Origin of the sequence: Halobacillus alkaliphilus, assembly GCF_900113125.1 — a bacterium.
Classification (GTDB): domain Bacteria; phylum Bacillota; class Bacilli; order Bacillales; family Halobacillaceae; genus Halobacillus; species Halobacillus alkaliphilus.
Map to the genome: position 1 here is coordinate 1 of NZ_FOOG01000071.1, position 9,664 is coordinate 9,664.

General features: G+C 41.7%; 10 protein-coding genes. 6 read left to right on the forward strand and 4 right to left on the reverse strand.

What is annotated here, in order from left to right; translation table 11 throughout:
- Positions 1 to 167 precede the first annotated feature (167 nt).
- Positions 168 to 365 carry a cold-shock protein gene (locus BMZ06_RS19780; protein WP_014641831.1) on the forward strand — a complete coding sequence of 66 codons (198 nt, stop codon included), beginning with the start codon at positions 168 to 170 and terminating at the stop codon, positions 363 to 365.
- 100 nt (positions 366 to 465) lie between these two features.
- Here the strand turns inward: BMZ06_RS19780 and BMZ06_RS19785 are convergent, their stop codons facing one another.
- Both BMZ06_RS19785 and BMZ06_RS19790 read right to left on the reverse strand, forming a co-directional pair.
- On the reverse strand, positions 466 to 777 hold the full coding sequence (locus BMZ06_RS19785) for a hypothetical protein (protein WP_089754870.1): 312 nt from the start codon (positions 775 to 777) through the stop codon (positions 466 to 468).
- A 142-nt stretch (positions 778 to 919) separates the two neighbouring features.
- Complete coding sequence (locus BMZ06_RS19790; RefSeq protein ID WP_089754872.1) at positions 920 to 1,216, reverse strand: rhodanese-like domain-containing protein; 297 nt, start codon at positions 1,214 to 1,216, stop codon at positions 920 to 922.
- A 289-nt stretch (positions 1,217 to 1,505) separates the two neighbouring features.
- Here BMZ06_RS19790 and BMZ06_RS19795 point away from each other — a divergent pair, with 289 nt between their 5' ends.
- The 4 genes from BMZ06_RS19795 (at position 1,506) to BMZ06_RS19810 (ending at position 5,379) form a co-directional block, all read left to right on the forward strand.
- Positions 1,506 to 2,672, forward strand: coding sequence for a LysM peptidoglycan-binding domain-containing protein (locus BMZ06_RS19795; RefSeq protein WP_089754875.1), 1,167 nt, complete (start codon positions 1,506 to 1,508; stop codon positions 2,670 to 2,672).
- 427 nt (positions 2,673 to 3,099) lie between these two features.
- Complete coding sequence (locus BMZ06_RS19800) at positions 3,100 to 3,948, forward strand: amino acid ABC transporter substrate-binding protein (protein ID WP_089754877.1); 849 nt, start codon at positions 3,100 to 3,102, stop codon at positions 3,946 to 3,948.
- Positions 3,926 to 4,630, forward strand: coding sequence for an amino acid ABC transporter permease (locus BMZ06_RS19805; protein WP_089754879.1), 705 nt, complete (start codon positions 3,926 to 3,928; stop codon positions 4,628 to 4,630). Before BMZ06_RS19800 ends, BMZ06_RS19805 begins: the two co-directional genes overlap by 23 nt.
- Positions 4,631 to 4,641: 11 nt before the next feature.
- Positions 4,642 to 5,379 carry an amino acid ABC transporter ATP-binding protein gene (locus tag BMZ06_RS19810; RefSeq protein WP_089754881.1) on the forward strand — a complete coding sequence of 246 codons (738 nt, stop codon included), beginning with the start codon at positions 4,642 to 4,644 and terminating at the stop codon, positions 5,377 to 5,379.
- 97 nt (positions 5,380 to 5,476) lie between these two features.
- Here BMZ06_RS19810 and BMZ06_RS19815 read toward each other — a convergent pair whose 3' ends face one another.
- The gene (locus BMZ06_RS19815) at positions 5,477 to 7,000 is read right to left on the reverse strand and encodes an FAD-dependent oxidoreductase (protein WP_089754883.1); all 1,524 of its coding nucleotides are present in this window, start codon (positions 6,998 to 7,000) and stop codon (positions 5,477 to 5,479) included.
- A 15-nt stretch (positions 7,001 to 7,015) separates the two neighbouring features.
- Positions 7,016 to 8,155, reverse strand: coding sequence for a M14 family metallopeptidase (locus BMZ06_RS19820; RefSeq protein WP_089754885.1), 1,140 nt, complete (start codon positions 8,153 to 8,155; stop codon positions 7,016 to 7,018).
- Between the two features lie 196 nt (positions 8,156 to 8,351).
- Between BMZ06_RS19820 and BMZ06_RS19825 the strand changes: the two genes are divergently transcribed.
- Positions 8,352 to 9,179, forward strand: a complete 828-nt coding sequence (locus BMZ06_RS19825) for a manganese catalase (RefSeq protein ID WP_089754887.1) — start codon at positions 8,352 to 8,354, stop codon at positions 9,177 to 9,179.
- Positions 9,180 to 9,664: the final 485 nt, after the last annotated feature.

Genomic DNA, 9,664 nt, shown 5'->3' on the forward strand with positions numbered 1-9,664 from the left:
CAAGGTTGACGGGGGTGTATTACAGGTGCTATAATAGAAATTAATTATTCTTGTTCGTTTATGAATGAAAGAAAAAGTAACCTAGTAAGTCACTTTCGTCTAGAGTGAATATGCAGAGCAATAATAGTAATACAATGTGGAGAAATTCCACGCAGGAGGCAACAATTATGTTACAAGGTAATGTTAAATGGTTCAACGCAGAAAAAGGTTTCGGTTTTATTGAAGTAGAAGGTCAAGACGATGTATTCGTTCATTTCTCTGCTATTCAAGGCGAAGGTTTCAAAACACTAGAAGAAAACGAAACAGTTTCTTTCGAAATCGTTGAAGGAAACCGCGGACCACAAGCAGCTAACGTTCAAAGATAAAACGTTAACTAAAAAGACTTCCCATATGGGAAGTCTTTTTTTATTTCTTGGTTCTGCTGGAATCTGGAGAAAAGAAATATAAAAGCAGTCTTCTGTAAGATCAGGCTACTTCTTCTTCAGGTTTTGGGTCAGGTTTTGCTGCGTCCAGCATAAGGAAAATGGCAGACAGGATATGCATGGTAATTCCTACAAAAGGGATCCAGCCGACACAAGAGGTGATAATTCCCAGGATGCTTCCCGTTGCGGCACCATTATCTTTTTTTGTTAATACTAGAGTGATAATGTGCAAAATTAACATTAATGCTAAAGGTGTCCAGAAAAGGCTGATGATAATAGTGGCACCAAGAAAAGGTATAGCTAGGATAGCTTCCAGTCCGCCTGTTACCCATTTCAAAATACGAGATGCTGACATACGTTTCCCCCTTTAATGTACTCTAACGGTTAAGTATATCCAGACAACTAGTCCAATATGCTCTGATACATATCTTCTGAAAACAGGCGTTAGCATGAGAAGTAAAAACCCCGCACTTTATTAAAAGAGCGGGGTTTTGATATTACCGTACATCTCCGGTCCAGGCTTTCATGCCACCTTCCATGTTATGGGCATTTAAGCCTTTGTCATTCATAATGTCGGCAGCCATATCGCTCCGTCTGCCGGAGCGGCATACCGTAATATATTCTTTGTTAGGATCAAGCTCTCCAACTCGTTCTTCTATTTCATCCACTGGAATATGAAGAGCTTCAGGGATTTTACCTTCTGCAACTTCTTCATTTGTTCGCACATCAAGAACTTGAATGTGTTTTTCCTTTCGTTTGCTTTCAACTTCTTCAGGCTGAATGGTTTTAGCCATGGTGTGAACCTCCTTACTCTTATCTAGTGTTATAGATTTTTTAGACGTAAACTTCGATGCGTAAACCTTTGTGTTTATCATTCAAATAATGGATTTTATTGGATCGTATAAAAAGTGTTCCCTGTACAATTGTAAATAAACGGATCTTAACTGAATTTAAATTTAATATATTTAGCGTTCTTTCGTGCTTTATGTAGTATAATAGACTTAATTAGACAAAATATTCAGTTTGTTTCTACTCATCATCTTCAGGTTTAGGATTTTAAAAAATCTCAGAGAGGTGAATGCAATGGTAGAAAAGTTTCTGAAATTCAGTGCGATTTTCCTTTTGATTATGGGCAGTTTCCTTTCCTTTTCTAATCCTGTAGAAGCGTCTACTTCAGAGTTTGTTACCAAAGGAAATACCTCTGGAAAACAAGTAGCTTTAACGTTTGATGATGGCTCAGATGGGACAAACATTACTAAGATCCTGCAAACGCTCTCCAATGAAAATATCCACTCCACCTTCTTTTTAACAGGCTCCGGAACAAAAGATCATCCAAATTCTATTAAAGACATTAAAGCTGCCGGTCACGAATTAGCTAATCACTCCTATTCCCATGCAGATTTTACTAAGTTATCGAGCGCTGAAATAAAAAGTGAATTAGACCGGACAGAAGCAGCGGTGAAAAGTGCGACAGGCTTATCGACTAAACCATTGTTCCGGGCACCTTTTGGTTCAGTGAATTCTTCTGTTCTTACAGCCGTAGGAAATGCGGGCTATACCCACACCATTCACTGGAATATTGATACACTGGATTGGAAAGGTCTATCAGAAACAGAGGTTTATAATCGAGTGATAGATAACATCGTTCCGGGTTCCATTGTGCTGATGCACACGGGAGCAGGAGCATCCGGGACTCCGGGTGCACTACCGGACATCATCCGTTCATTAAAAGCCAAAGGCTATCAATTTGTAACGGTTTCTGAAATTTTAAATATGCCCTCTGCTTCAGGAACCATTCATACAGTGAAAGCTGGGGATACTCTTTATAGCCTCGCTGGAAAATATGGGGTAACGGTTAATCAAATAGTAAAAGAGAATAATCTCTCAAATGCTAATGTGATTCGCGTTGGTCAACGCCTTGTCATCCCGGGGGATACTCCGGATCCTCCTCCTGTCCAGGGAGACAGCTATACAGTGAAAGCCGGGGACACACTTTACAGCATTGCTAAAAGGTATAACGTATCCCTGAATGATCTTATCGAGGCAAATCAAATTTCAAATTCATCTTATATACGAATAGGTCAAAATCTGGTAATTCCTCAGGATATGACAAGTTATACTGTTAAAGCCGGAGACACCCTTTACAGTATAGCGAGAAGAAATGGGACTACCGTTCAGCGTTTAGCGGAGGTTAACAATATTTCGAATACGAGTTTGATCTATCCTGGTAGAACTTTATTGTTTCCATAATATAGGGCGGTAGACAGGGAGCATTTGTTCTTTTATGGTTTTTAAGGACAGTAAAACTAAAAAAAGACGGAAAAGGACTCAGTTTGCGTCAGGCTTTTAAGTGGAACATTTACGTATGTACACAAGGAGGTATGACGATGAAACTGATTCGTTCACTAATTCATACAATTGTTGATATCCTTCTCTTTATCCCACGCGCCATTGGAAGGTTAATCAAGAAGATCGTATAATAGAAAAATAGGAATGCAAAAAGGACACTCTCCGTAGTAAGGAGGTGTCCTTTTTTTATAGGCATAAAACAGCCGTACTGGAAGAAATTAAGAGAGATCAAACATTATTGTTGACCTTTACTGAAACGACATGTATTCTCTAATAGTATATTAAACCGATTAAAATAGTTGGTATTATAAAGGAGGAAGCAAATAAAATGAAAAAATTAACCTGGTTAACCATTACGGCATTATTTATTATTATACTTTCTGCCTGCGGCTCAAGTGGAGAGGAGCAGGAGTCTTCATCTGGCAGTGACCAAAGCAGTGACCAAAGCAGCGACCAAAGTAGCGACCAAAGTTTATATGAACAAATTCAAGAAAAAGGGGTCCTGACTGTAGGAACCGAAGGGACTTATGCCCCGTACACGTTCCATAACGAAAACGATGAACTGACAGGATATGATGTAGAAGTAGCAAAGGAAATTGCGAAACGTTTAGATCTTGAAATTGAATTCAAGGAAACCAAATGGGATTCAATGTTTGCCGGCTTGAACAGCAATCGTTTTGATATGATTGCGAATCAGGTAGGGATTAAACCGGATCGAGAAGAGAAGTACAGCTTTTCTGTACCTTACACATATACATCAGCCGTTCTGGTAGCAAGAAAAGATAACAACAATATGCAAAGTTTTGAAGACTTGGAGGGCGCCGTGTCCGCTCAATCTTTGACAAGTAACTATGCAGATATCGCGAAGGAATATGGGGCTGAGATTCAAAGTGTTGAAGGGTTCAATCCTGCTATGGAATTATTGAACAATGGCCGTGTCGATGCTACCGTGAATGACCGTCTTTCCGTTTTGGATTATTTGAAGCAAAAAGGCGATCAGTCGAAGGTGGAGATTGTTGCTAAAGAGGATAATGCCTCAGAAACGGCTATGATGTTCCGTCAGGATAACCCTGAACTTGTTGAGGCAGTAAACGGAGCACTTAAAGAAATGAAAGAGGACGGTACGCTAGAAGAAATTTCTAACGAATGGTTCAATGAAGATGTTTCTACTCAGTAGCTTTCTCAGTTCAGAGGACATGACTATATTACAAGACTCCTTTCTTCCTTTGTTGAAAGGAGTTCTTTCTTATACGATTCCCCTTACGCTCATTTCTTTTGCGATTGGGCTGATATTGGCGATAACAACGGCTTTATTTAGAATTTCCGGTATCAAAGTGCTGTCGGGAATAGCCAGAGTGTACGTATCAATTATTCGGGGAACTCCTCTACTTGTCCAGTTGTTCATTGTCTTCTACGGATTAGGTAATTTAGGAGTCGAAGCTTTGAAATTTGAACCTTTTGTGGGAGCGATTATTGCGTTCTCATTAAATACAGGTGCGTATGCTTCTGAGACGATACGGGCCTCAATTTTATCGATTGAAAAGGGGCAGTGGGAGGCTTCGTCATCTATCGGAATGTCTTATCTTCAATCTTTAAGACGAGTGATCCTTCCACAAGCTACAAGGGTGTCGATCCCTCCTTTATCCAATTCTTTTATTGGATTGGTTAAAGAAACATCACTGGCTTCTACGATTTTAGTCAGTGAAATGTTCAGAAAAGCTCAGGAAATTGTGGCCACGACTTATACTCCTTTACTGGTGTACGTAGAAGCGGGTGCTATTTATTGGGTCATATGCTTTCTATTATCGGTTCTGCAAGGAAAAATTGAGAAACGCATGAACCGGTATGTGAAAACGTAAGGAGAATGCTCATGATTAACATGAACAATATATCAAAACAATTTGGCGACTTAGTCGTTTTAAAAGATATCAGTTTACAAGTAGAACAAGGGAAAGTGGTCGTTATCATTGGGCCTTCAGGTTCGGGTAAAACGACACTTCTCCGGTGCTTGAATGTTCTCGAACAACCGGAAGAAGGCTCCATCACAATTGATCAGCAGACCCTTAAATTTTCAGAAAAAGTTTCCAAAAAAGAAATTAGGGAGTTCAGGAGACAAACAGGCATGGTTTTTCAGACCTATAATTTATTTCCGCACTTTACGGCAGTTGAAAATGTGATGGAAGGACCTATAACCGTTCAAAAAGTGGCTAAGGCAAAAGCGCGTGAAAAAGCAGTGGATATTCTGACCAAAGTTGGTCTCCATGAGAAAATGGAAGTGTACCCTTATCAGCTTTCAGGAGGGCAGCAGCAAAGAGTAGGGATTGCCAGAGCCATGGCGATTGACCCTAAAGTCATGTTGTTTGATGAACCGACTTCAGCACTGGATCCGGAATTAGTCGGTGAGGTTCTGCAGGTCATGAAGAAACTAGCGGCGGAAGGTCGTACGATGGTGGTCGTTACTCACGAAATGAGCTTTGCTAAAGAAGTAGCCGATGAAGTGCTATTTATGGATAATGGCATGATCGTTGAAAGAGGCGAACCATCTGTTCTATTTGAACACCCTAAGGAAGAACGTACAAAGCAATTTTTAAAGTTAATAAAGCAGTAATAAAAAAGAACTTCCGCTGCCGGAAGTTCTTTTTTAGGGATTTTAAGCGAGTCATAAGACATATTTCCCCCCACAAAGCGACTAGTTTAATAGAGGGTTATTCTTTGGTTAATTTTTTTAGTGGTTTTGTCGCAGGTCCTTCGATAACTTCTCCGTCCGGCGTAAATCGAGAACCATGGCAAGGGCAGTCCCAGGAGCGTTCTCCATTGTTCCATTCCACGTCGCAGCCCATATGGGTGCATGTGGTATCGACTACTTTAACAGTCCCGTCAGCTGTTTTATAAGCGCCGGCTTTCTTTCCGTCTTTATTAATGAGGGCCCCTTCATCCAGGGCAAGATCGTCCATTGTCCGGTCGCCTTTGGACAGTTTACCCTTTACGAATTCTTTAGCGACATCAGCATTTTCCTTCGTGAAATTCTTTACATCTTCCTGGGCATGAAAACGAGAAGGGTTAAAAAGTTCTGCATAAGGACTGCTGTCTTGGCTGATTAGGTCAGTAATCACCATTGCCGCCGCCGTTCCGTTCGTCATTCCCCATTTAGCAAATCCGGTCGCAACATGAATGTTGGAGTGTTTTTCTGTAATCGGTCCTATATAGGGAACCATATCCAGGGTGGTCATATCCTGAGAAGACCAGCGGTAGGGCACGTTCTCTACATCAAAATGTGTCTCGGCATAATCACGCAGTCTCTCATAATGTTGTTCTGTATTTCTGCTCTGGCCGCTCGGATGCCCTTCACCACCAATAAGCAGATAGCGTTCTCCGTTATCCCCAATTGCATGGCGCAGTGAGCGCTTTGGAGACTCTGCGTTTAAATACATACCATCCGGTAATTGGTCAGTCATTTTAACGGCAAGACTATAGGATCGGTCGACATGGAGTCTCGCAAAATATAAACCTTTAAAATCTTTAAAGGGAAAGTGGGAGGCCATTACGACATGGTCAGAGCGTACACGCTGTCCGTTTCTTGTAATAACTTCAGGTCTTTTGCCTTCTTTAATATCTACTGCCCGTGTATCTTCGTAAAAAGATGTACCATTTTCTTTCAAGTAGGATATAAGAGGGAGCAGAAATTTGACCGGGTTAAAATGGGCCTGGTCTTTCATTTTTATAGAAGCTGTTACGGGAAAGGGGAGGTCCGTATGTTCGGAGAGTTCTCCATTAATCCCGAGCTGCTCATAGGCTTTGGCTTCTTTTTCAATGTTCTGTGTTGATTCGGCAGTGGTGCTGTAAACGTAAGCATCCTGGTAAGCGAAATCGCAGTCGATATGATGGTCCTGTCTAATTTGATCAATCAGCTGCAGGGCGTGCTGATTTGCCTCATAGTAGAGTTTAGCTTTTTCTTTGCCGAACGTTTGAATAAGGTGGTCATAAATGAGTCCGTGCTGAGCACTGATTTTCGCCGTAGTATAGCCGGTCGTACCTTCCACAATCTTTCCTGCTTCAAGGACTACTACACTGTATCCCTTTTTAACCAGAAGATAAGCGGTCATAATTCCGGTGATACCAGATCCTATGACCGTCACATCTGCTTCAGTATTCTCAGTTAGGGCGGGGAAGGATTCAATTGACTGGTCTCTCCATAAGGGAAAAGATCTTTCGGGGAGCTGATGCGCCATATTTTTTTCTCCTTCCTAGGTAGTTTGATAGGAAACTAAAATCTCTTCTTGTGTAAGAATAGACTCGATGGCGAGACGGGCTTCTTTTAACACCGATTGGCGCCATTCTCCTTCATCGGGGTAGAACATATTCTTGAATTCCTCAAGAATCCATTGGCGATCTTCCTCTTTTTCAGCCCCTTCCCAGTAAAGCTGGTTTTCCAGGATGATGGTTGTAAATTCCCGCAGCTCTGCTTTTCGGCTTGTGCCGAATGTGCCAAACTCAAATAAAGCCGAAAATAGATACGTATCTGGATTTTCTTCATTTTTTAATTTATGAAAATAGTTGGTAGAGTCTCCTTTTACCTTTTTAGGAGTGAACTTCTGGATATTTTGCATTCCATACTCTTCTTTCATATGCTCTTCTTCCCGTTCATCGTGTTCTGAGACTACCATTGTAACCTCGTTGGTTGGTCCAAGAGCTGTATGCCAATCCATATGGATCACACGTGGATAAGTAGAAAGGAGCTTTCTCTGCCAATCTTTTAAAAAGCTGGCGGATTCCTCTTCTTTGGATCCTCCGTAATATACGCCGCGTGGGAATTCAAATTGTCCCATGCCTTTTGCTTTTTTAATTCCACTGTATCCTTCTCTCATCATTCCTTTGCTCAATTGTTCGTATAGCTCCGTTTTTTCTTTGGCCACATCTTTAACGGGACCGTTGGGCTGAAAAATATGACTCTCTTCCGAGTAATTCTCGTTTACATTCTCAGGAACTGAATCTGGTTCGAATAAATAATTACGGTTCAAATCCACGTTGTTTTCGGTTACACGTCTGAAATTACGCATTCCCCAGGGATTGATGGCGTGTACGAGGCAGATGCCGGTAGTTTGTGGATCAATTTGATTGAGGTATTCCTCGACAAACAGGTGAGTTACTGCTGCTCCGGCGTAACCCTCAATTCCATGCTCTCCGGTGGTGAAAAAAACAACTTGTTCGTTCGAGGTAAGCGCTTCGGAATAAATAACATCGATGGTATTGTCAGGATCCTCTCCGATGGTTTCAGTGGATAAGGCAGCCTGAGGCCATTTTTCTTTAATGGTTGTTAAGTGTTTTTGGAATGTTTCTCGGGATTGTTCATAATCTCTTTTAAAATATTTTTCAGTTGCTGGCATCAGATTCACTTCCTTTCGAGTGGTTTTTGTAATTAATTCCACAAATATAAAATGCTAAACAGTTATTTCTTATATTAAAATAATATAATTTCAGATATAGGTTTGATTACATATTTTAGGAGGTATTAAGTAGGTGAGTGTTAACGATCCTTTTGTTTTAGTTTTAAGGTAAAAAATTGAAAGGTGGTAGGTTGATTTGTTTTCTCACAAAAAAGAACTTCAGTTTCATTCCAAGCCTGAAAGACCGGATCCGATGTATGCCAAGAAACTTCAGGAAATCCTGGGAGGTCAATTTGGAGAAATCTCTGTCGCCATGCAATACTTATTTCAAGGATGGAATGCTAGAGGAGACGCTAAGTACAAGGATTTAATTATGGACACGGGAACAGAAGAACTTGGTCACATAGAGATGATTTCAACGATGATCGCCCGGCTGCTGGATGATGCCCCTGTGAATCAACAGGAAAAAGCAGCAGAAGATCCTGTGATTGGAGCGATTATGGGAGGAATGAACCCTCACCATGCGATTGTTTCGGGGTTAGGAGCCATGCCGGAAAATAGTACAGGGGTACCCTGGAGTGCCGGATACATTGTAGCAAGTGGAAATTTAATTACAGATATGCGAGCTAATTTAAATGCTGAGTCTCAGGGGCGTCTTCAGGTCGCTCGTTTATACGAGATGACAGACGATCGCGGTGTGAAAGAGATGCTGTCTTTCCTGCTTGCCCGTGACACCATGCACCAGAATCAGTGGATTGCAGCGCTAAAAGAATTGGAAGAGACACACGGTGTCACGGTGCCGGGGACAGTTCCTAGAGAGTGGGAAGCGACCGATTTCTCCTATGATTTAATCAATTTCTCTGAAGGTGAAGAAAGTAAAGAGGGAAGTTGGACAAGCGGTAAAACGCCTGATGGTAAGGGAGAGTTTGGATATGTGCAAACTCCGGAAGCGCATGGTGGAAAGCAGGATTTAAAACCTGCACCAAGCTATATGCATGGTGCTCCCCCGAGTGAAGGAAAATAAACGAGAGCCCTGATCTGATAAAAGGTTAGGGCTTTTTAAGATATAGGAATAGTTGAATCAGTGTCTGGCTTCTTACAGATAAGCTCCCGTTTATTGAAGACTCAGTTTCGAGATAAATTGGGTCCGTTACGTTAGATGGATAAGGGCTGGTGGGGAAATAATTCGTCTTGTTCCATCACCCAGACACTCGAGACATAAGCCGTTCATCAACGGACGGAAAAACCACCCTCCTTTTGATGCTCGGCTTATGCTGGTCGTGTCTTTCGGGGTGATTCCACATTTGAACACTTTCCTATGGGGGAACGGTGAGCTTCCTCGCTCGTTTCACTCCCTGCGGGATCTCACCTAGTCCCTTCTCCCATGGGAGTCTCGCCATTTCCCCACCACCCCAACTATAATGCTGCGAACGGACCCTGCTATAGCAGAAAGGAACCATGCTGCATCTGCCTCAAATGCTTATAGTACAGGGTTCCTACACGTAAACA

Coding starts and splice junctions, on each gene's coding strand:
- BMZ06_RS19780 (WP_014641831.1), top strand. CDS start 168: ATGTTACAAGGTAATGTTAAATGGTTCAACGCAGAAAAAGGTTTCGGT.
- BMZ06_RS19785 (WP_089754870.1), bottom strand. CDS start 777: ATGTCAGCATCTCGTATTTTGAAATGGGTAACAGGCGGACTGGAAGCT.
- BMZ06_RS19790 (WP_089754872.1), bottom strand. CDS start 1,216: ATGGCTAAAACCATTCAGCCTGAAGAAGTTGAAAGCAAACGAAAGGAA.
- BMZ06_RS19795 (WP_089754875.1), top strand. CDS start 1,506: ATGGTAGAAAAGTTTCTGAAATTCAGTGCGATTTTCCTTTTGATTATG.
- BMZ06_RS19800 (WP_089754877.1), top strand. CDS start 3,100: ATGAAAAAATTAACCTGGTTAACCATTACGGCATTATTTATTATTATA.
- BMZ06_RS19805 (WP_089754879.1), top strand. CDS start 3,926: ATGAAGATGTTTCTACTCAGTAGCTTTCTCAGTTCAGAGGACATGACT.
- BMZ06_RS19810 (WP_089754881.1), top strand. CDS start 4,642: ATGATTAACATGAACAATATATCAAAACAATTTGGCGACTTAGTCGTT.
- BMZ06_RS19815 (WP_089754883.1), bottom strand. CDS start 7,000: ATGGCGCATCAGCTCCCCGAAAGATCTTTTCCCTTATGGAGAGACCAG.
- BMZ06_RS19820 (WP_089754885.1), bottom strand. CDS start 8,155: ATGCCAGCAACTGAAAAATATTTTAAAAGAGATTATGAACAATCCCGA.